The sequence below is a fragment of the Cohnella sp. LGH genome (assembly GCF_017671885.1).
Classification (GTDB): domain Bacteria; phylum Bacillota; class Bacilli; order Paenibacillales; family Paenibacillaceae; genus Cohnella; species Cohnella phaseoli.
On sequence record NZ_CP072117.1, the window covers coordinates 2,963,171 to 2,984,150 of the forward strand.

Annotated in this window: 17 protein-coding genes; 14 read left to right on the top strand and 3 right to left on the bottom strand. The window is 55.9% G+C overall.

Annotated features, from left to right (window positions below):
* Nucleotides 1-21: 21 nt before the first annotated feature.
* The 4 genes from J4772_RS12490 to J4772_RS12505 all read left to right on the top strand — a co-directional run bounded on the left by J4772_RS12490 (nt 22) and on the right by J4772_RS12505 (nt 6,213).
* Nucleotides 22-3,126 (top strand): efflux RND transporter permease subunit, encoded by a 3,105-nt coding sequence (locus J4772_RS12490; protein ID WP_209075443.1) that lies wholly within the window; start codon nt 22-24, stop codon nt 3,124-3,126.
* 24 nt (nt 3,127-3,150) lie between these two features.
* Nucleotides 3,151-4,344 (top strand): efflux RND transporter periplasmic adaptor subunit, encoded by a 1,194-nt coding sequence (locus J4772_RS12495; protein ID WP_209075444.1) that lies wholly within the window; start codon nt 3,151-3,153, stop codon nt 4,342-4,344.
* Nucleotides 4,345-4,382: 38 nt separating this feature from the next.
* The gene (locus tag J4772_RS12500) at nt 4,383-4,955 is read left to right on the top strand and encodes an RNA polymerase sigma factor (protein ID WP_209075445.1); all 573 of its coding nucleotides are present in this window, start codon (nt 4,383-4,385) and stop codon (nt 4,953-4,955) included.
* A gap of 103 nt (nt 4,956-5,058) precedes the next feature.
* The gene (locus J4772_RS12505; protein WP_209075446.1) at nt 5,059-6,213 is read left to right on the top strand and encodes a metallophosphoesterase; all 1,155 of its coding nucleotides are present in this window, start codon (nt 5,059-5,061) and stop codon (nt 6,211-6,213) included.
* A gap of 367 nt (nt 6,214-6,580) precedes the next feature.
* Here J4772_RS12505 and J4772_RS12510 read toward each other — a convergent pair whose 3' ends face one another.
* Nucleotides 6,581-7,252: a stalk domain-containing protein gene (locus tag J4772_RS12510; RefSeq protein ID WP_209075447.1), complete on the bottom strand. Its 672-nt coding sequence runs from the start codon at nt 7,250-7,252 to the stop codon at nt 6,581-6,583.
* A gap of 343 nt (nt 7,253-7,595) precedes the next feature.
* Between J4772_RS12510 and glpX the strand changes: the two genes are divergently transcribed.
* The 10 genes from glpX to J4772_RS12560 all read left to right on the top strand — a co-directional run bounded on the left by glpX (nt 7,596) and on the right by J4772_RS12560 (nt 18,998).
* Nucleotides 7,596-8,561 (top strand): class II fructose-bisphosphatase, encoded by a 966-nt coding sequence (glpX, locus tag J4772_RS12515; RefSeq protein WP_116061154.1) that lies wholly within the window; start codon nt 7,596-7,598, stop codon nt 8,559-8,561.
* 484 nt (nt 8,562-9,045) lie between these two features.
* Nucleotides 9,046-11,115, top strand: a complete 2,070-nt coding sequence (locus J4772_RS12520; protein ID WP_209075448.1) for a bifunctional aldolase/short-chain dehydrogenase — start codon at nt 9,046-9,048, stop codon at nt 11,113-11,115.
* A 22-nt stretch (nt 11,116-11,137) separates the two neighbouring features.
* Nucleotides 11,138-11,509, top strand: coding sequence for a sensory rhodopsin transducer (locus J4772_RS12525; protein WP_116061156.1), 372 nt, complete (start codon nt 11,138-11,140; stop codon nt 11,507-11,509).
* 25 nt (nt 11,510-11,534) lie between these two features.
* Nucleotides 11,535-12,797, top strand: a complete 1,263-nt coding sequence (gene rhaA / locus J4772_RS12530) for an L-rhamnose isomerase (protein ID WP_209075449.1) — start codon at nt 11,535-11,537, stop codon at nt 12,795-12,797.
* A 20-nt stretch (nt 12,798-12,817) separates the two neighbouring features.
* The gene (locus tag J4772_RS12535) at nt 12,818-14,302 is read left to right on the top strand and encodes a rhamnulokinase (RefSeq protein WP_209075450.1); all 1,485 of its coding nucleotides are present in this window, start codon (nt 12,818-12,820) and stop codon (nt 14,300-14,302) included.
* Between the two features lie 62 nt (nt 14,303-14,364).
* Nucleotides 14,365-15,132 carry a DeoR/GlpR family DNA-binding transcription regulator gene (locus J4772_RS12540; RefSeq protein WP_116061159.1) on the top strand — a complete coding sequence of 256 codons (768 nt, stop codon included), beginning with the start codon at nt 14,365-14,367 and terminating at the stop codon, nt 15,130-15,132.
* 173 nt (nt 15,133-15,305) lie between these two features.
* Nucleotides 15,306-16,028 (top strand): (Fe-S)-binding protein, encoded by a 723-nt coding sequence (locus J4772_RS12545; protein ID WP_209075451.1) that lies wholly within the window; start codon nt 15,306-15,308, stop codon nt 16,026-16,028.
* Nucleotide 16,029: 1 nt separating this feature from the next.
* Complete coding sequence (locus J4772_RS12550) at nt 16,030-17,553, top strand: LutB/LldF family L-lactate oxidation iron-sulfur protein (RefSeq protein ID WP_209075452.1); 1,524 nt, start codon at nt 16,030-16,032, stop codon at nt 17,551-17,553.
* The gene (locus J4772_RS12555) at nt 17,540-18,271 is read left to right on the top strand and encodes a LutC/YkgG family protein (protein ID WP_116061162.1); all 732 of its coding nucleotides are present in this window, start codon (nt 17,540-17,542) and stop codon (nt 18,269-18,271) included. Before J4772_RS12550 ends, J4772_RS12555 begins: the two co-directional genes overlap by 14 nt.
* Before the next feature lie 19 nt (nt 18,272-18,290).
* Nucleotides 18,291-18,998, top strand: coding sequence for a FadR/GntR family transcriptional regulator (locus J4772_RS12560; protein ID WP_209075453.1), 708 nt, complete (start codon nt 18,291-18,293; stop codon nt 18,996-18,998).
* Between the two features lie 20 nt (nt 18,999-19,018).
* Here J4772_RS12560 and J4772_RS12565 read toward each other — a convergent pair whose 3' ends face one another.
* The gene (locus J4772_RS12565; RefSeq protein ID WP_209075454.1) at nt 19,019-19,999 is read right to left on the bottom strand and encodes an alpha/beta fold hydrolase; all 981 of its coding nucleotides are present in this window, start codon (nt 19,997-19,999) and stop codon (nt 19,019-19,021) included.
* Between the two features lie 80 nt (nt 20,000-20,079).
* Entirely contained in the window at nt 20,080-20,871 is a 792-nt protein-coding gene (locus J4772_RS12570) for a TetR/AcrR family transcriptional regulator (RefSeq protein ID WP_209075455.1), read from the bottom strand.
* Nucleotides 20,872-20,980: the final 109 nt, after the last annotated feature.

The following is a 20,980-nucleotide window of genomic DNA, read 5'->3' on the forward strand; positions in this document are numbered from 1 at the left end:
AATTGCAGGAGGGTCGCCGATTTGAAGGCAATCATTGATTTTTCCATGAACAAAGTCGCGGCGATGGTCATTATGATCGTCATCGTGTTCGGGGCGGGGGCATATTCGGGCAGTTCGTTAAAGGTAGAGAACATGCCGGAATTTTCGTTTCCGTTCGTCGCAATCTCCACCACGTATCAAGCCTCGCCGCAGGACGTCATGAGTCAGGTGACGAAACCGATTGAAGACAAAATCGCCAATGTCCCCGGACTGAGAATGCTCTCCTCGACTTCAAGCGATAGCTTCTCGAGCATACTTCTCCAGTTCAACGAAAAGGTCGACATCGATAAAACGAAGCAGGATTTGGAAAGTCTCGTTCAGGATGTAAACCTGCCGCAATCGGCAAGCAGGCCGAAAGTTTCTACATTCGGAATGTCATCGGAGCCCGTGTATTATATGGCGATGTACGCGACGGATTCGATGTCTCAGACCGAGCTGGATCAGCTGTTCGAGAAGGAGATGAAGCCTCGTTTCGAAGCCATTGGCGGGATCGACCATATGGATGCGATCGGAGCGCGCAAATCCTCGCTCGATATCCAGTTGGACGCGGGCGCTCTGGCCGCCTATCAATTAAGTCCTTCGGAAGTGAACGCCTCGATCCAAGCCGCCGTGGCGAACGGTTCGGTGGGGGTCGTGAAATTCAACGGCAACACTCAGATGACCCGCGTAACGGGAAAGCTGAACAGCCTGTACGAGCTGAAAAACCTGGAAATCGCCACGGCTACGGGCACTACGGTACAGCTCAAGGACATCTCGAAGATCGAGGCGGTGAACGAGTCCAACTTTATCGCCCGTCTGGACGATAAGCCCGCAATCGGCATCCATCTGTATAAGACGGCCGATACGAACGCCGTCCAGTTTTCCGATGCCGTTCAAGCTTTGATTCGCGGGTGGGAACAGACGAATCCGGAAGTGACGTTCAAGACGCTGTACGACAGCGCCAGCGAAGTCAAAGGCTCGATCAAAGGACTGGTCAAGGAAGGGGTAATGGGCATCGTTCTGGCCGCCCTGATGATCTTGTTCTTCTTGCGCAACCTGAGAATGACGCTGATCGTCGTCGTGTCCATTCCGTTATCGATTCTCTTGACTCTAGTTATGATGAAGTACATGAACATTACATTGAACATTATGTCGCTTGGCGGCATGTTCATCGCCGTTGGCCGGGTCGTAGACGACAGCATCGTCGTTATCGAAAGCATATACGCAAATTTGCAAAAGGCCCAGAAGAGAAACGAGTCGGTGATTATTCTCGCGGTGAAGCAGGTGGCCATGGCGATCAGTTCGTCCACCTTGGTCACGGTCGGCGTGTTTCTACCGATCGGGCTCGTTACGGGCTTTATCGGCGCCTTGTTCCGTCCGTTCGCGATAACGGTGTCGATCGCGTTGCTCGCATCGCTGCTCGTCTCGTTAACGGTCATTCCGATGTTGGCCAAGCTCATGGTGCTGAACAACGTCAAGTCGACGGACGCCAAGGAGCACGATGGGGGCAAAATGGAGCGTTGGTATGAAAAGACGCTCGTATGGAGCTTAAAGCACAAAGTTGTCACGCTTCTGCTTTCGGGATTTTTGCTAATCGTAACAATCGTGGGCACGATTCCATTCCTGCCGATGGGACTCCTGCCGTATTCGCCGCCGCCGAAGCAAATGAACTATTCGATCCAGTTGCCGAACGACACGACGTTCGCCAGCACCGATCTTCAGGCGAGGCAGATCGAAGCGCTGCTGAAGGACGCAAAGAATGAGAGCGGCGGACCGCAATTTACATTCGTGGAGGCGCTCGTCGGATATGCGGGCGACGCTAAGGAACGCGTGCCGAGTTATTTGCAGATCATTACGGAAGTCGATGCCGACGCGGATACGAAAGCCGTCCAGGATCGCTATCAAAAGCTTATTCTGGCCCAACTCCCGAAAGGTACGGAAGTCATGCCCGGTTCATTCTCGGAGGGCAGCAGCGGACCGTCGGGTCCCGATTTTACGTATGTCATTTTCGGAGACGACCAGAAAACGCTGGCACAGGTCGCAGAGCAAATCAAAGGCAAAATGAAACCATTTTCCGAGCTTAAAGAAATCAAGGACAACTTGGGAGACGGGAAGAAGGAAGTACAAATTACGGTCGATCCGAACAAGGCGCGTCAATTCGGATTGGATGTCCCGAGAATTCAAGGCTTGACGGCCGAATGGATCGGCAGGTCCCCGCTCGGCGACGTTCGCTTGGACAACACGTTATATCAGGCGGCAGTCGAGCTTGCGCCCCAAGATAAAAACTCGCTGCAGCAGCTAGGGCAAATGCCGATTCGGACGGCAAACGGCAGCGTCGTGTATTTGAACGAAGTCGCCCATCTCGAGGAAGTGGATTCTCCGACAGCCTTCCAACGGGAAAGCCAGAAGCTGATGGTGTCGCTGACGGCCAAGATCGATTCGGCAGACAAAGCTACAGTAACGAACGCGGTGTTGAGCGCGATCCAGGAAGTCGAATTTCCGTCGGGGGTAACGAATACGATTCGCGGTACGAACATCGATATGATGGAGGGCTTTAGTCAGATGTTCGTCGCCATGGGCGTTGCCGTTGCGATCGTCTATCTGATCATGGTTCTCTGCTTCGGCAACGCGGGCACTCCGTTCGCGATTCTGTTCTCCTTGCCTTTAGCGGTCATCGGGGGCTTGCTGGGACTGGTTGTAGCCGGGGAATCGCTCAATATGACGTCGATGATCGGATTTCTTATGCTGATCGGCATCGTCGTCACGAATGCGATCGTGTTGCTGGACCGCGCCCAACAGCTGCGTAAAGAAGGCTATATGGTGCGGCCCGCTCTCATTGAAGCCGGCAAAGTACGGTTGCGTCCAATTATTATGACGGCAGGAGCGACCATCGCGGCCATGGTTCCGTTAACGCTAGGTTTAACCAAGGGACTATTGATCTCCAAGTCGCTTGCCGTTGTCGTCATCGGCGGACTGATCACATCTACGATTCTGACGCTGGTCGTCGTGCCGATCGTGTACGAGATGATTGAATCGTTCAAGGCGCGCATGAGCCGTCTGTTTAACCGCAAAGGAAAAGTATCGCCCGGACAAGAACTCAACGTATAAATCGCATTAAGGGAGCGACTGAACATGAATGCACAAGGTTCCAAAATAACCGTTTATCAAAAAGCGATGCGAATCTCGATTGTCTTTATTTGCGCAGCTTATATCGCGGGATGCTCGGCGGCCCCGACTCCGGCTGCCGAAACCGACACGGATGTGAAAGCGACGATTAAAGTAGAGGAAGCGGTTAAGCAGAGCATGGGCGAGCCGCGCGAACAAATCGCCGAGGTGAACGCATCCACGAAGACGGACATCGTGGCCGAAGCCGGCGGCAAGCTGTTAAAGCTGGTGAAACGCAACGGTGAACTCGTGAAGGCGGGAGACGTGATTGCCGAGTTTGAGAGCAAGAGCGGGAAGCTGGAGCGGGGGAGCGCCCAAGCTAGATTGATTGCCGACGAAGCGATGCTGGAGAAAACAAAAGCGGAAATTGTATCTTCTCGGATTACGCTTACGAATACGATCAAGGATCTTGAACAGGTATTGAAGGAGCAGACGGCTCAAGGCAGCCCGGAGATCGAGATCGAAAAAACGAAGCGTTCTCTTCAGGCAACGATGCAGCAGCTGAATACGTTAAACTCCGGCAAGACTCTTGCTTCGCTGGAAGCCAACGTCGAAACGTCAAGACTGGCGCTGGAGCAAGCGGAGAAGGCATGGAACGGCGGCCAAATCGTCGCTCCCGCGAATGGCGTGCTGACGGATGTCAGCGCGGATGTCGGGATGAGCGTGCAGCAAGGCGGCACATTCGGCATCGTCCAAAATACCGATAAAGTGAAAATCAAGGCGCAATTGACGCAATCCGCGGTCAAGCTCGTCGGCAACAAGAAGGAGCTAATTTACATCGACTCGGACGGAGACGGCAAACCGAAGAAAGCGAAAGTCGTATATATGGCCGGAGTACCCGATGCGAGCACGAAGCTGTACGCGCTTGAGCTTGAGGCGGACAACGCCGACGGAGCGCTAAAACCGGCTTCGCGGGTACGCATTCAACTCACGACGCAGGAGGAAGAAAACGTCGTCGCCGTTCCGGCGCTTAGCATTTTGAAGGAAGGAACCGACGCATTCGTGTTCGTTCTGGACGGGAATAAAGCAAGCAAGCGAAAAGTCGAGCTCGGCCGGGTGAACGGAGCTTATCAGGAGGTGCTCAGCGGGGTTGCCTTAGGCGATTCCATCGTCGTGAGCGGTCAGCATGGACTGGCAGAGGGGCAGACTGTAGAACGGTGAGCGGAGCGTTCGTCCATGCCGGGAAGGGAAGTGAGCGAATGGATGCTTCATCGGCGTACGAAGCTTGGGTAAATCCCCACATGCTTGAGCTGGAAAAGTACTGCAGCTACTTGGCGGGCTCGAAGTGGGATGCGGAGGATTTGCTGCAGGATACGCTGCTTAAAGCGTTCGTCTACTTCGTCAAGGTTGAGCCGGAGGCGAATATGAAAGCTTTCGTTTTCCGCATCGCCCGCAACCTGTGGATCGACGAATGCCGCAAACGTCGGCGCAAACGCACCGCTTTGCTGGAAATGCCCGAGCCTGTCTATACGGACAGCGATTACGCCGAAATTCGCGGCTCGCTGGAATGGTTGGCCGAGCGATTTTCCCAGCGCAGTATCGAAATGTGGCTGCTTGCCCGTTACTTTGGCTATACGCTGCAGGAAGTGGCCGACACGATGGACGTTACGGTGCCGACGGTCAAGTCCGTGCTGTTCAGAACCAGGGCGATGCTGCGGCAGCGCCGCGAGCTCCAAGCCTGTCAGAGCCCTCCGATCCGCCAGGAAGTCGAGCGGTGGTCCAGAGCGGTGCTGCTGGACCTTCCCTGCTGCCTGCTGGGGGACCGAGGATGATTCGCCGATAAGGAGAGAAGCCTTGAGCCGTTTCGGTTCAGGGCTTCTTCTATGATATAATTTTTCTCATAAATTGATAGTAAAGGTAGGGAGCCCATTTCAGATGAAAGTTCAACCTCGGTTTATCGTCCTCGTTTCATTGCTGCTTACCGTGTATGCGGCTATTAACTTCTACATCGGATGGCATATTACGGAATGGTCGGCGGCGGTGGGCCTCGGCTATTCTCCCTATGGGTTTTGGATTCCGTTCGCGCTGATCGCCTACGGATTTGTGCTGGGAAGAATCCCGCTCCCCGGTCCATTAAGGCCGATCGGTCGATTGCTGAAGGTAGCGGGTTCCATTTATATTTTCGTCATGGAAATCGGACTGCTGCTCTTTCTTCTTGCAGATGCGGTGCGGCTAGCTCTGTGGCTGACGACGGGAGTGTCCGACGGCTATATCGTCGTCTCGGGAAGCGTCGTACTGGGCCTGATCGCTGTGCTGCTGCTTGTCGGCTCGCGGAACGCGTGGAGTCCCGTTATCCGTTCGCATGAGCTTCAGATTGACAAGTTTGCGGACGGGGGGCCAACAGAGTGGACGATTGCGGTCGCATCGGACATTCATCTGGGCAACTTGGTCGGGCGCAAGCATCTGCATCGTCTCGTCGAGCGTATGAACGCGATGGAGCCCGATCTGATTCTGCTTCCGGGCGACGTGATCGACGATTCGATCGAGCCCTATCTGCGCAACCGGATGGGCGAGGTTCTGGGGCGGCTGCAAGCGAAGCACGGCGTCTATGCGGTGCTGGGGAACCATGAATATTATGGCGGGCATATCGACCGTTACGCGGAGGAAATGAAGTCGCTCGGCATACGCGTGCTGCAGGACGAAACGGTGGAAATCGACGGCAAGCTGTATGTCGCCGGTCGCAAGGATAAAACCGTGGAGGCGTCGGGGCCGGACGGCAGGCTTGCCGTTCGCGAGCTGCTGCAGACTGCGGATCTGCGCAAGCCGGTGGTGCTGATGGACCATCAGCCGACGCAATTCGCCAAAGCGGCGGAGGCGGGGGCGGACGTGCTGCTTAGCGGCCATACGCACAGGGGACAGTTTTGGCCGAACCATCTGTTTACGAGGCGGCTGTTCGAGCTGGATTGGGGCTATATGCGCAAAGACGCCATGCACGTTGTTGTCTCGTCCGGTTTCGGCTCCTGGGGACCGCCGATTCGTCTGGGCAGCCGCAGCGAGATTATTCGGTTAAAGCTGGTGCTCCGGGAGTAAGGGGCAAAGCTTTGCAGGTCTTTGTAGGTCTTCGACTGCTGTAACGTAACCTTCGCCTATGACGGCAGCTCGATTCGTTATGTACCAGCTAGCAACAAAACGAAGAGGCTGTCCCACAAGTAAAAAAAGTCGTACAAAAAGATAATCGATAGAGAATGTTATCGTGCATATATCTCCTTCCGATGCTATACGATCCTGAAATCTGAATGGGTAAACCCGTTAAGAGGTGATTTCAGGACCGTATGAGGCAGTCTCCAGGAGATATATGCACTTTTTTCTTGATCGATTATCTTGCACGACCTTACTTGTGGGATAGCCTCTTCTCGTCAAACCTGGGGAGCCAAGAGAGGGGTTCTCCTATTTTAGTTTACTTATAATAGGACGCAATAAGGGGAACGAACATCGCTCCGCCGTCGACTAAGTCCGCATTGATGTACAAGGCCTCGATTCCGCCGATATCCACTTCGATCGTTTTCAACCCTTCATCCATCGTTACCGAGGTTTGCAGCAGCTCCTTCAAAGACCCGCTCTCCTGAATCTTCAGTTCTTCAATATCTTTACCGACAGCGGCGACCTGAAGATAGAGCTTCTGATACTTCTTCTTCGGGTACAGCATGAAAGAGCCGGAGCGCGAGCCTGTAGCGTTATTCAAATAGACTTCCTTATAGTCTTTGCCGTTGTAGGACGTTTTGGACGGATCCTTCGTCTGGTACATATCTTCGAAGCCGTCCAAAATCGCTACGCCCTCGGATCTCTCGCCTAGGTGCACCGTACCGGCTTTCGCATCGTAGTTTACAGCAACGCCAAGTGTATCGGACACGGCCCGAACGGGTAAATAAGTCGTTCCTTTGTAAGTAATCGGGAGTACGGTGCTGCCGTTGCCGTCTCTTAGTTGAACCGGCACTCCGTCCACTTTGAATTTAAGTCCGCTGTTCAAGTAAGCTTTAATCTCTTGTAGATTGGATGCAGCATAGGCGCCTGCTCCCATACTGGCCAGCATGGACAAGCCGATGACTCCTGCGAGCAGTTTCTTTTTCATGCTTTCACGCTCCTAATTCGATGTATTGGGGATTACGAAGTTAACATGGGCTGGAAATAACTCCAACAATCATATTAAATATTTCTGCTGCTTACAACATGGAAGGGACTATTTGATTATAAAAATAAGGCGAAAAACCCGAATTGGCTTAGGCAGAAAAGAGGGCATCGGTCCCAGCGCGGGACAGAATAATCGTCAATATACTCCTTGTGATAAATAAAGCTTTATGCGGTTTTTTTTAATTGTGACACACTAAATCGAAAAACAGTCTTGTATATATGGTGTCATATATAATAATATGATATATATTAAATGCGAGTGATATTGATGTGGAGGGGTCATCATGGAGAGGGAATTGGCGCTTGAGATCGTTAGGGTAACGGAATTGGCCGCGCTGGCCTCCGCGCCGTGGATGGGACGAGGAGACAAAATTAATGCGGACGGGGCGGCGACTTCGGCGATGAGGGCGATGTTCGATTCGATCTCGGTCAGCGGCACGGTCGTCATCGGAGAAGGGGAAATGGACGAGGCGCCGATGCTCTATATCGGAGAACAGGTGGGCAGCATGAACGGGCCTGAGGTGGACGTAGCCGTCGACCCGCTCGAAGGAACGGAGATCGTGGCCAAAGGGCTGAATAATGCGATGTCCGTTATTGCGATTGCGAATAAGGGCAATCTGCTGCATGCGCCCGATATGTATATGGAGAAACTTGCGGTCGGCCCGCAGCTTGTCGGCAAGCTGAGACTGACGGACCCGCTGGAACTGACGCTTAAGAAGGCGGCTGAGGCGCTGAACAGGAACGTCTCCGAGCTGACCGTTATGATATTGGATCGCGTTCGTCACGAATCGACGATCAAGACGCTGCGCAAGGTCGGCGTCCGGATTAAGTTCCTGACCGATGGGGATGTTGCCGGAGCGATGGCTCCGGCATTTCCCGAGGCAGGCATCGATCTGTACGTCGGGTCCGGCGGAGCGCCGGAAGGGGTGCTTGCCGCCGCGGCGCTGAAATGTCTGGGCGGCGAAATTCAAGGGCGTCTTATGCCATCCGACGCCAACGAGTATTCGCGCTGCGTGCAGATGGGCATCGATGACCCGTACAAGGTGCTGACGATGGAGGACATGGTTGGCACGGAGGACGTCATTTTCGCGGCGACCGGCGTTACTCCGGGCGAGTTCCTCGGCGGCGTACGCTACTTGCCGGACGAGCGGGCGGAGACACATTCGATCGTGATGCGCGCGAAGACGCGAACGATTCGTTTTATTAAGGCTTTGCACTACTTGCCTAACAAAAAGTTTATTCAATCTTGAGCGTGAGCCAAAGCATCCTGATCGTTAATCGACTAGGATGCTTTTTTTCTTTGGCCAAACGGTCGGATATGCCCGCGTAACCACCTGCGAGACCGTAAGAGGGGTGCGGAAGGCCGGATTTGCGTGCGTAACGGTCTGCGAGACCGTAAGAGGGGTGCGGGAGGCCGGATTTGCGTGCGTAACGGTCTGCGAGACCGTAAGAGGAGTGCGGAAGGCCGGATTTGCCTGCGTAACGGTCTGCCAGACCGTAAGAGGGGTAGCGGGAGGCCGGATTTGCGTGCGCAACGGTCTGCGAGACCGTAAGAGGGGGGGCGGGAGGCCGGATTTGCGTGCGCAACGGTCTGCCAGACCGTAAGAGGGGGACAAGCGGCCGAGCCTACCACTATTTATTTTTGTTTGTGTTTGATTTTAAAGTATTCAAAAACAAACGGGTGTGATAGAATGATTTCAAAACCAAACAAAAACAACATCCGGAGGTAATCCCATGGTACAAAGCTTGTGGCAATCATCGAAAGCGGACGAGCTGCAGTCCGGTCTGGACCAGCTCGTTTATCGTTCCAACATCATCGGCACGGATCGCCGCGTCTGCAACTACGGCGGCGGCAATACATCTTCGAAAACGATCGAGAAGGACTTCCGCGGCCGCGACGTCGAAGTGATGTACGTCAAAGGCAGCGGCTCCGATCTGGCGACGATGAAAGCGGGCAATTTCACTGGCCTGCGTATGGACGACATCCGTCCGCTGTTCGAAAAGCCGGAAATGTCCGACGAGGACATGGTCGCTTACTTGGCGAACTGCATGATCGATTCGAAGCATCCGCGCGCCTCGATCGAGACGCTGCTGCATGCTTTCCTGCCATTTAAGCATGTGGATCACACGCATCCGGATTCGATTATCAGCCTTTGCTGCGCCGATAACGGCAAAGAGCTGGCGAAGGAAATTTTCGGCGACCGCTTCGTCTGGGTTCCTTACATTCGCCCGGGCTTCACGCTGTCGAAGATGATCGCGGAAGGCGTGCTGAACAACCCGAAAGCCGAGCTCGTGCTGATGGAGAAACACGGCCTCGTTACTTGGGGCGAGACGTCCGAGGCTTGCTACGCACAGACGATCAAAATTATCTCCGAAGCGGAAGCGTTCATCGAAGCCCGCATCGACGAAGCAAAAACATTCGGCGGCGCGAAATACGAGACGCTTCCTGCCGAAGTTCGTCAAAATATCGCGGCTAAAGTGATGCCGACGATCCGCGGCGCGGTCAGCGACGCTAAGAAGATGATTCTGAGCTTCGACGATGCCGACGACGTGCTGCAATTCGTCTCCGGCCAAGATTCCGCCAAGCTGTCCCAAGTGGGCGCAGCCTGCCCGGATCACCTCGTCCACACGAAGGTTGTGCCGTTGTTTATCGACTGGACGCCCGACGCGAACGACATCGACGGCCTGATCGTCAAGCTGAAGGAAGGCGTTGCCGCATACAAGGAGCAGTACACCGCCTATTTCGAGCGCAACAAAAACGAAGGCGACGTCATGTTCGAAGCCGCACCTCGCGTTATTCTGATCCCTGGCGTGGGCATGATCAACACCGGCAAGAGCTGGGCGATGTCGCAAGTGAGCGGCGCGCTGTACCACCGCGCGATCGCGGTTATGAGAGGCGCGACGGCGCTCGGCAACTTCGTCTCGCTGTCCGAGAACGAGTCCTACAACGTCGAGTACTGGCCACTGGAGCTTTACAAGCTGTCGCTGGCTCCGCCGGAAGCCGAGTTCTCCCGTCAAGTCGCGTTCATCACGGGCGGCGCAGGCGGTATCGGCAGCGAAACGGCACGCCGTCTCGTATCGGAAGGCGCGCACGTCGTGTTGGCCGACCTGAACCTCGAAGGCGCGCAGAAGGTTGCCGACGAGATCAACGCCAAGTGGGGAGAAAATCGCGCGCTGGCCGTTAAAGTCGACGTAACGAGCGAGGAACTGGTGCAAGCGGCTTACGACGCGACGGCGCTTGCTTACGGCGGCGTGGACATTATCGTCAACAACGCAGGCTTGGCTACCTCCAGCCCGTTCGACGAAACGTCGCTGAAGGAATGGAACCTGAACATGAACGTGCTCGGTACGGGATATTTCCTCGTTGCCCGCGAAGCTTTCAAATTGATGAAGACGCAAGGCATCGGCGGCAACATGGTATTCATCGGATCCAAAAACTCGGTATACGCCGGCAAGAACGCTACCGCCTACAGCTCCGTCAAGGCGCTGGAAGCGCATCTGGCGCGCTGCATCGCGGCCGAGGGCGGAGAGTTCGGCATTCGCGTCAACACGATTTTGCCGGATGCGATTCTGCAAGGGTCGGCGATCTGGAACGGCAGCTGGCGCAACGAGCGCGCCGCCGCTTACGGCATCGAACCGGATCAGTTGGAAGAATACTACCGCAAGCGCACGACACTGCTTGTTAATATTTATCCGAGAGACATCGCGGAAGGCATCGCATTCTTCGCATCGTCCAAGTCCGCCAAAACGACGGGCTGCATGCTGACGATCGACGGCGGCGTTCCCGCAGCGTTCACTCGATAATCATCGGAAGGGGATCGTTCCTATGCATAGGGCGCAAGGGGAGAAGGTCTGGTACATTCCGGACGCTTATATTCCCGAGATCAGCTCCGGGCAGCTGACAAGCCACGAATCCATCTGCGTGCTCAACACGGCGTCTGAGGACGCCTTGCTCAAAATCACGGTTTTCTTCGAGGATCGCGAGCCGTTGGAGGACATCATGGTCGTCGTCGGAGCCAGGAGAACCAAGCATATTCGAACGAGCTCGCTGAACAAGGAAGGGACGCCGATTCCGGTCGGCGTTCCTTACGCGATGGAGGTTGTAAGCGATATCCCGATCATCGTTCAGTACAGCCGGCTCGATTCGACGCAAGCCGAGAATGCCCTCATGTCCGTCATTGCTTATCCTTTAAAATAAAACCGAAGCCCGAGGAGGAACGCGCATGCAACAATCCACCGTTAACAATTACGAAGCGGCCAAACAGCTGTACGCCAAGCACGGCATCGACGTCGATCAGGTTCTGGAGAAGCTGGCTCAAATAAAAATTTCGATGCACTGCTGGCAGGGAGACGACGTCAGAGGTTTCCTGAACAAGGATCAGGATTTGACCGGCGGCATCTCCGTTACGGGCAACTATCCCGGAGCGGCAAGAACGCCCGAGGAGCTTCGCGCGGATCTGGAGAAAGCTTTCTCCTTGATTCCGGGCAAGCACAAAGTAAATCTCCATGCGATCTACGCCGACACCGACGAGAAGGTTGAGCTGGATCAGCTCGAACCAAAGCATTTTCAGAAATGGGTCGATTGGGCCAAGGAGCAAGGGCTGGGTATGGACTTCAACCCGACCTGCTTCTCCCACGAGAAGTCCAGCGACGGCTTTACGCTGAGCCATCCGGACCCGGAAATCCGCCGCTTCTGGATCGATCACTGCAAAGCATCGCGCAAGATTGGCGCTTACTTCGGAGAGCAGCTCGGTCAGACTTGCGTCACGAACGTGTGGGTTCCGGATGGCTATAAGGACGTTCCCGCAGATCGCTTGGCGCCTAGACAGCGCTTGAAGGACGCCCTGGACGAAGTGTTCGCGGAAGAACTGAACCCGGCGCACCATCTCGATGCCGTCGAGAGCAAGCTGTTCGGTCTCGGATCGGAAGCTTACGTCGTCGGTTCCCACGAGTTCTATATGGGCTACGGGCTGCGCAACAATAAGCTGATCTGTCTCGACGCCGGCCATTTCCATCCGACGGAAGTGATCTCGAACAAGCTGAGCTCGCTGTCGTTGTTCGCGGACGGCATTCTGCTGCACGTGAGCCGCCCAATGCGTTGGGACAGCGACCACGTCGTTACGCTCGACGACGAATTGATCGACATCGGTCGCGAGCTTGTGCGCGGCGACTTGCTGGGCAAGACGCATATCGGTCTCGACTTCTTCGACGCCAGCATCAACCGTGTGGCGGCTTGGGTGATCGGCACGCGCAACACGATCAAATCGCTGCTTCGCGCCATGCTTGATCCGATCGAAGCGCTCAAGAAAGCGGAGCTCGATGGCGACTATACGACGCGTCTGGCCCTGACGGAAGAGTTCAAGTCGTATCCGTTCGGCGCGGTATGGGATTATTACTGCGAGAAGAACGGCGTGCCTGTTCGCGAAGACTGGCTGGGCGAAGTGAAGGCGTACGAGCAAGACGTGCTGCTGAAGCGCGCCAATTAATTAACCGAGGATGATGAGAGATGTCGAGCATACTCGCGTTCGATCTGGGCGCGAGCAGCGGCAGAGCGCTGCTCGGACGACTGACGGACGGCAAGATCGAGGTCGAGGAGCTGCATCGCTTCCCCAATGATCCGGTACAGGCGGGCGACCGCCTGTATTGGGACATTTTGCGGCTCTATCACGAAATCAAGCAAGGCTTGCTGAAGGCCAAGCATCGGGGCATCGACCTGCAGAGCATGGGCATCGACTCCTGGGCGGTCGACTTCGGCTTTATCGGCAAAAACGGCGAACTGGCCGGCAACCCGTACCATTATCGCGACCGTCATACGGAAGAAGCGATGGAACGAGTGATGGCCGAAATTCCGGCTGGGGTTATTTTCGCTCGGACGGGTATTCAGTTCCTTCCTTTTAATACGATCTATCAGCTCTACGCGCTGAAACAGGCCAAATCTCCGGTGCTTCAGGAAGGAAGCCGGCTGCTGATGATTCCGGACCTGCTGCGCTATTTCCTTACGGGGGAAATGCACAACGAGTTCACGAACGCGACGACGACGCAGCTGTACAATCCGGTAACGGACGATTGGGATCCCGAGCTTCTGAGATTGCTCGACTTGCCGCGGAGCTGGTTCGGCAACGTGCTTAAACCAGGGGAGCTTGCGGGCCGGCTTCAGCCGTCGGTATGCGAGGAACTGGGCGTCGCTTCAATTCCCGTGTATGCGGTAGCTGAACACGATACGGGCTCGGCGGTTGCGGCCGTTCCGGCAACGGAGAAGTCGTTCGCTTACTTAAGCTGCGGAACGTGGTCGCTGATGGGCACGGAAGTCGACAAGCCCGTGCTGCACGAGCTGGCGCAGAAGCTCAACTTCACGAACGAAGGCGGTTTCGGCAATACGTTCCGGCTGCTGAAAAATATTATGGGTCTGTGGATTTTGCAGGAGTGCCGGAGAGAGTGGGAGCGAGAAGGCCGATCCTATTCGTTCCCGGAGCTTGTGCAGCTCGCTTCGAACGCGAAGCCGCTGGCGACGTTCATCGATCCGGACGACGACCTGTTTCTGCCTCCCGGGGATATGCCGGAGAGAATCGCGGAATATTGCCGGCGGACGAGTCAAGCGGAGCCGGACGGCGTAGGCGAAATCGTACGTTGCATCCTGGAGAGCTTGGCGTTAAAATATCGCTACGTGTTCGAAATGACGGAACGGTTGTCCGGACAAAGCTTCGGCGGTCTGCACATGGTCGGAGGCGGCATTCAGAATACGCTGCTCTGCCAATGGACGGCGAATGCGATCGGTAAGCCGGTATGGGCCGGACCTTCCGAAGGAAGCGCAATCGGGAATCTTGCCGTTCAATGGATCGCTCAAGGCGCTTTCGCCGACATTTGGGAAGCCCGCAAGGCGATACGCGAGTCGTTCCCTGTGGAAACGTACGAGCCAAGCGATTCGGAGCTATGGGTTGGCGCATACAAGCGCTTCCGGACGCTAACGGGGCTTGGAGACTGCGACGAATAAAGTACCGTTAAATTCGTCGCAGCTCCGGTCGGACTAAATTCGGTTGCGAAAAGAGGGTACACATGCTGGTTGCGGAGCGATATGAGAAAATTGTAGGCTTGGTCAACGAAAGAGGAAGCATCCGGGTATCCGAGCTGAGCGAGCTGTGCCAGGTAACGGAGGAGACGATTCGCCGCGATCTGGACCGGCTCGAACGAGCGGGGCGGCTGCGCCGCTCTCACGGAGGCGCGGTCAGCGTCAAGGAGACGACCGCGCTGCATCCGGAAATTCCTTATGCCGTGCGCGAAATTACGAACGCGGACGAGAAGAAGCGGATCGCCTTGGAGGCGATCAAGCGCATCTCGCCGAACGACCGCATTTTGCTGGACGCCAGCTCGACCGCTTGGTATATGGCGGCCGACGTGCCCGACATCGACCTGACCGTGCTGACCAATTCGATTAAAGTCGCGACGGAGCTTAGCAACAAGGAGAAGATCCAGGTCATCTCCACGGGCGGCATTCTCGCCCAGCGTTCCTTGTCGTTCGTAGGTCCCTTGGCGGAGCGCTCCTTGGATGCGTACCATGTGGATAAAGTGTTTCTCTCTTGCAAGGGAGTGCATCTGGAGCGCGGCATCAGCGAGTCCAACGAGCTGCAGGCCCGGATCAAGGAGCGGATGATCGGCATGGCGGACGAGGTCATTCTGCTCGCCGACTCCAGTAAGTTTGGCGTACAGGCGTTTACTCATGTCGCCGATCTGTCGGAGGTCGATATGATCATTACCGACAGACGGATGCCTGCGGAGACGATAGAGCAGTTGGAAGGCCGCGGCATCGCCGTTGTTACGGTGTAGCGTGCGGCTCCCAAACAAGCGGTTCCTGTCATAGACGCGCACTCGCTTCTCGGCAATAGGTGGAGGCGAGTGCGTTCTTAGGAACGCTTTTTCCGTATGAAAATCATTCTCAACTTGTCTGACAACCTGATAACCTGATAATATAAAAATAGAAGCGAAAGGGGTGCGGCACATTGAAGGTTTCTCTGTTTATTACTTGCTTGAGCGACGCGATCTTCCCGCGGGTCGGGGAGGCGATGATCCGCCTGCTGGCACGGTACGGGGTTACGCTGGAGTTCCCCCCGGTTCAGACGTGCTGCGGCCAGCCCGCATTTAACAGCGGCTATTGGAACGAAGCGAGAACGACTGCCCGCACGATTATCGAAGCCTTCGAAGACAGCGACTTCGTGATTGCGCCGTCCGGCTCCTGCACGGGCATGATCCATCATTATCCGAAGCTGTTCGAGAACGATCCGAGTATGCTGGACAGCGCGCTGGCGCTGCAAAGCAAGACGTATGAATTCACCCAATTCCTCGTTAATGTGCTAGGAGTGACAGACGTGGGCGCGACGTTCCGGCATAAAGTAACGTACCATCCTTCCTGCCACGGAACACGACTGATGGGCATCAAGGATGAGCCGATGGCGCTGATGAGTCGCGTACAAGGACTCGAATTCGTTCCGCTTCCGCACGCGGAGGACTGCTGCGGCTTCGGTGGGACGTTCGCGGTCAAAATGTCGGATATTTCCGGCGCGATGGTGGGCGAGAAGAGCGATCACGTCAAGGAAACGGAAGCGGAAGTGCTGGTCGGACTGGACATGGCCTGTCTCATGAATATCGCGGGCAATTTGCGTTATCGCAACGAGCCGGTCAGAGTGATGCATTTGGCCGAGCTGCTGTATGAAGGGGTGAAATAAGATGAGCCACGGACCTAAAGGCGGGGCAACGGTTAAAGAACGCGCGGAGCTGGCGCTGAACAACGACTTCCTGCGCAAGGCCGTCAAATTCACGACCGAACGGCTGAAGAACGGCAAGCTGAAGGCGACGGAGGAGCACGGCAATTGGGAGGATTGGCGCGAACGGGGCCGACAAATCCGGCTTCATACGATCGCTCACCTCGATTATTATTTAAACCTGTTCGTAGAGAACGCGCGCGCGAACGGCGTTCATGTGCATTTTGCCGAAACCGCGAAGGAAGCGGTCGATATTTCCATGGCGATTGCCGAAAGGGTAAGCGCCAAAACCGTCGTCAAATCGAAGTCGATGGTATCGGAGGAGCTGCATCTTAATGCGGCGCTGGAAAAAATCGGCGTAGAAGCGATCGAAACCGACCTTGGCGAATACATCATTCAACTGGCCGACGAGCCGCCGTCCCACATTATTATCCCCGCCATTCATAAAAATCGCTATCAAATTGCCGAGCTGCTGTCCGAGGATGCGGGAGAGAAGCTGGAGGCGGATACGAAAATATTGGCCGGTTATGTGCGCAGACGGCTTCGCTCGAAGTTCCTCGAAGCCGATATCGGCATGACGGGCTGCAACTTCGCGATCGCCGAGACCGGTTCGATGGTGCTGTTCGAGAACGAGGGCAACGCCCGGATGGTGACGACGCTGCCGAAGACGCAAATTACGCTGATGGGCATGGAGCGGATCATTCCGTCATGGGCCGATCTCGAAGTGATGGCGACGCTGCTGCCTCGTTCGGCGACCGGACAGAAGCTGACGATGTACATGTCGGGCATTACAGGGCCAAGACGTTCCGTGGACGCCGACGGACCGGACGAAATGCACATTATTATCGTCGATAACGGACGCTCGCTGCAGCTCGGAGATCCCGAATTCCAGGAGCTGCTGAACTGCATCCGCTGCGGCGCCTGCTTGAACGCCTGCCCGGTTTACCGGCATATCGGCGGCCACGCTTACGGCGGAACGTACAGCGGACCGATCGGCGCCGTGCTGACGCCGTCGCTCCAAAAAAATATCGCCGAATGGGACGATATCGCCAACGCTTCGAGCTTGTGCGGAGCTTGCTACGAGGCTTGCCCCGTGAAGATTCCGCTTCACGAGATGCTGATCTACCTGCGCAGGCGCAAAGTGGAAGCCGGACATAGCGACAAGCTGGAGGATGCGGGAATGAAAGGCTTCGCGACGCTGTTCTCGAAGTCCGGACGGATGAGCGCGGTGCTGAAGCTCGGCAAGATCGGACAGAAGTTCGTCGCTCGCGATGGAGGCATCCGCCTCAAGATCGGACCGCTCAAAGGCTGGAATACGTACCGGGTTACCCCGACGCTGCCGAAGAAGAGCTTCCGCCAGCAGTGGGCGACGCTGGATGCGGAAATCCGCGCAGGTCTTCAGGAGATGTCCCCGGACGTCAAGCAGCGAATGGAGCAGGCGGTTTCGAATCGCAAGAAAGGGGGGACGCACGGTCATGGACACGGTTAAAACGCAGGAGCAGTGGCTGAGGGAGATGGAAGAGAAGTCTCGCGCTAAGCAAAGTCAATTTATCGGCAATATCTCCTCCAAGCTGAGACGTCCGATGGTGGCCGAAGCGCCGCAGCATCCGTTTCGCGGATCGCCGGATTTCTGGAACGTCTACGAATGGAACGAGCAGGAACGCATCGAACGGTTTACGGAAAATTTCAAAAGCGTGGGCGGTCACGTAGAACGGCTATCGTCGATGGAAGACGTGCAGCAGTTTGTTACGGACAAAGCAAGCGAGCTCGGAGCGAAGTATATCATTCGTCAGAACGAGCCGGAGCTTGCCGCGTTAGGATTGGAGCAGCGTCTGCCAGAGGCTAAAATCTCGGTCTGGAACACCGACGCCGAGGAAAACTGGAAGGCGCGTTCGGCTGAAGCCGACATCGGCGTCGTGCTGGTCGATCATGCGGCGGCATACACTAGCTCGATGGTCGTGCTGTCCTCCAAGGACAAGGGGCGCTCCGTTAGCTTGCTGCCGACCGTGCTAATCGCGATTATTCCGCTTGATCGTCTGAAGACGAGGCTCGGCGAAGTGATGTCAACGTTCGACGAAGGCGGGCGTGAAAGCCTGCCTGCGGGCATTCATTTTATATCCGGTCCGAGCCGATCGTCGGATATTGAGAACGACTTGACGATCGGCGTGCACGGTCCGGGCATCGTATACGCGCTGCTCGTCGGTTGAGCGGGAGGCATGCAGGCGAATGGCGATAACCCGGTTAACGAAACGGAATCATTACGAGGAGATCAAGGATCAGCTCATGGGGATGATTCTGGACGGCAGATTCAAGGTCGGCGATAAGCTGCCGTCGACGAAGGAAATGTCGGAAAGCTTCGGCGTGGGTCGTTCGACGACTCGCGAAGCGCTAAGCGCGCTCAAGGCGATGGGACTCATCGAGATCCGACAAGGCGGCGGCTGCCGAGTGATTCGCAACGCCCCGGCCGAAGCGGCCGTTCCCGAGCTAGATTCGCTCCGGCTAAACCGCAGCACTCTGCTGGAGCTGTTAGAAGCGCGGCAGTCGCTGGAAGTGTCCAATGCCGCAATCGCTGCCGTCAAGCGGACTGACGCCGATATGGCCGAATTCGAAGCGTTGATGCACGCAATGGAACAGACGGTCGGGCAGGAGCTGGAAGGGGAACGCACGGACGTTCTGTTCCATCTCACGTTGGCCAAGGCGACGCACAATTCGATTATGGTTCGATTGTTCGAATCGATCGTCGGTCAGCTGGAATCTGCGATTCGCGACATCCGCAGAGTCGAAATCTACTCCAATCAACAGGTGGCCGAACAGCTCTACCGGGAGCATTCCGCGATCTACGAGGCTGTCCGTCTACGCGATCAGGAGCGGGCCGCTCAGACGATGAAGCGCCACTTGGAGCATGTAGAGAACATTTTGACGAAATATATTTAATCGCTGAAGCCGTCCCTTGCTTATCTCAAAGATGAAGGCCACTTTGTTTTTTCCAGGGGACCAGGCTTGGAACTGACCAGTCTATGAACGAGACTTGCCACCAGTTCCGGATGATTCTGCGGAATCATATGGGCAACTTCGGGGAGCAGGACGAGCTCCGCGTGCGGGAGGTCCCGTTTTAGCCGCTCCGCCTGGGCTGCGACGTCGAACGGATCGTCTTCTCCAACCGCAAATACAACGGGAAGCTTGATGCTGCCGTAATCGAGGCTGTACTTGGACGCTGCCGGGGGGAAGGCCAGGATGTCCTCGCGGTTGGCTCTGAATTGTTTGGGTCGAAGCCACAGCGCGTGCACGTCTTCCCGATAACCGGCAGGAATCGGCTCCGGAGCGAAGGTTTGCCGCAGCATTCCGTCCGTCATCCGTATGCCAAGAGGACTGCGCAACAAAGTGTGAAGCAGCAGGCTTCCGATGATCGGCATCGTCGCCAAGCGGGAAACCGGGTCTCCGTTCTCCGCGGGATAGCCTTCCTTGTACATTGCCGCGCTCAAAGCGACGATCCCCGTCACGTCATCAGGAAACTGCAGGGCGTAAGTGAGAACGAGGACTCCGCTCCAGGAGTGTCCGACCAGAATGGGCCGATCAACCCCCAGTTGCTTCAAGGCAGCATGAATCAGTTCGGCTTGCCGGTCCACGGACACCGGGCCGGCCGGTCTGCCGCTGTGACCGTAACCCGGGCGGTCCAAGGCGATCGCCCGGTAACCTTGCCCTGCAACGATCTCCGCCGCGCGTTCGAAATCGCGGCAGGACAGAATGCCGCCGTGAAGAAAAACGACAGGGCGACCGGCTCCCCGACTGATATAGTGCAGCCGAATTCCCTCGACTTCCACGAAGCGGCCGGCGGGGGGATGCTTCGCTTCGTCTTTCTTGACCCGATAGTTGCTATATCCCCACATGCCTGTACCAGACCCAATAATGAGCGCCAACAAGCTTAACCACCACATGCTCCATCTCTCCTTTTGCGATATTTACATACTCATAAGTATGTTTCGCTGAAACAAAAACCCGTAAAGCTACGGGCTGTTTACGTTCGAGCGTTGTCCGCGCCGATACCTTGCCACAGCATCCGGGAGATTTCTGCAGATACCTGTTCGAACGAAACCTGGTTGGGCGCGATCAGCCACATCAACACGACTCCGTTGATGAGCGAATGGAGCGCTATGGCCAAGCCCTGAGGATTAGCGTTAACCGCAATCTTTCGGCTGCGCTGCATCTCCTCCAGCATAGCTGTAGTCCCTTGGAGCAGCGTGGTAAAAGCGTCGGCCAGCTTGTCGCGAATGCGAGGCTCGCGAGCGCCTGAGACGAACTCGAAGAACAGGGCGGGGCGTTCCCCCTTATCCTCCTCGCATGCCTTAAATTCCGCCTCCAGTATCCGTCTGAACGACTCGATCGGATTCACTGAGCTCACTACTTCCTGGGCCTGCTTCGGAAGACCGGACAGCAGACGGTTCAAGCTGCTCTCGCACAGAGCGAGGAAGAGGTCGTTTTTGCTGGCGAAGTGCCAATAAACGGCTCCCTTAGTCATGCCCGCGTCATGAGCGACAAGATCGAGAGAGGCCCCGTTGAATCCATGTCGGGCGAAAACTCGTCTGGCCGACTCCATAATTTTCGTTCGCGTGTCGGCCTTCAACGGTTCGTCTTCGTCATGATTCCGCGCCAAAAAAGCCTTTAACGCTTCTTTGCTGCCGAAAAATCTCTGAATCGTCGTCCAATGCAGCCCTGTCTCCCGGGCAAGATCCGCAAAGGTGATCTTGTCCATCGGCAGTCGGCTGCTTAACCGATTCACGGCTTCCAAAATCCGTTCGGATGATCTCAACTCGCGCACACCTCTGCATTATTTTATGCTTGGAACATACTGGATAGTATGTGATAACTATATTTCTAGCATGCAAAGATGTCAAGAGACTCGCGCGGTTTGACTTCAT

Bases quoted from the DNA above. Each gene is read 5' to 3' on its own strand.
- J4772_RS12560 (WP_209075453.1), top strand. From the start codon at position 18,291: ATGGCGATAACCCGGTTAACGAAACGGAATCATTACGAGGAGATCAAG.
- J4772_RS12540 (WP_116061159.1), top strand. From the start codon at position 14,365: ATGCTGGTTGCGGAGCGATATGAGAAAATTGTAGGCTTGGTCAACGAA.
- J4772_RS12505 (WP_209075446.1), top strand. From the start codon at position 5,059: ATGAAAGTTCAACCTCGGTTTATCGTCCTCGTTTCATTGCTGCTTACC.
- glpX (WP_116061154.1), top strand. From the start codon at position 7,596: ATGGAGAGGGAATTGGCGCTTGAGATCGTTAGGGTAACGGAATTGGCC.
- J4772_RS12495 (WP_209075444.1), top strand. From the start codon at position 3,151: ATGAATGCACAAGGTTCCAAAATAACCGTTTATCAAAAAGCGATGCGA.
- J4772_RS12500 (WP_209075445.1), top strand. From the start codon at position 4,383: ATGGATGCTTCATCGGCGTACGAAGCTTGGGTAAATCCCCACATGCTT.
- J4772_RS12555 (WP_116061162.1), top strand. From the start codon at position 17,540: ATGGACACGGTTAAAACGCAGGAGCAGTGGCTGAGGGAGATGGAAGAG.
- J4772_RS12535 (WP_209075450.1), top strand. From the start codon at position 12,818: ATGTCGAGCATACTCGCGTTCGATCTGGGCGCGAGCAGCGGCAGAGCG.
- J4772_RS12510 (WP_209075447.1), bottom strand. From the start codon at position 7,252: ATGAAAAAGAAACTGCTCGCAGGAGTCATCGGCTTGTCCATGCTGGCC.
- J4772_RS12565 (WP_209075454.1), bottom strand. From the start codon at position 19,999: ATGTGGTGGTTAAGCTTGTTGGCGCTCATTATTGGGTCTGGTACAGGC.
- J4772_RS12525 (WP_116061156.1), top strand. From the start codon at position 11,138: ATGCATAGGGCGCAAGGGGAGAAGGTCTGGTACATTCCGGACGCTTAT.
- rhaA (WP_209075449.1), top strand. From the start codon at position 11,535: ATGCAACAATCCACCGTTAACAATTACGAAGCGGCCAAACAGCTGTAC.
- J4772_RS12520 (WP_209075448.1), top strand. From the start codon at position 9,046: ATGGTACAAAGCTTGTGGCAATCATCGAAAGCGGACGAGCTGCAGTCC.
- J4772_RS12550 (WP_209075452.1), top strand. From the start codon at position 16,030: ATGAGCCACGGACCTAAAGGCGGGGCAACGGTTAAAGAACGCGCGGAG.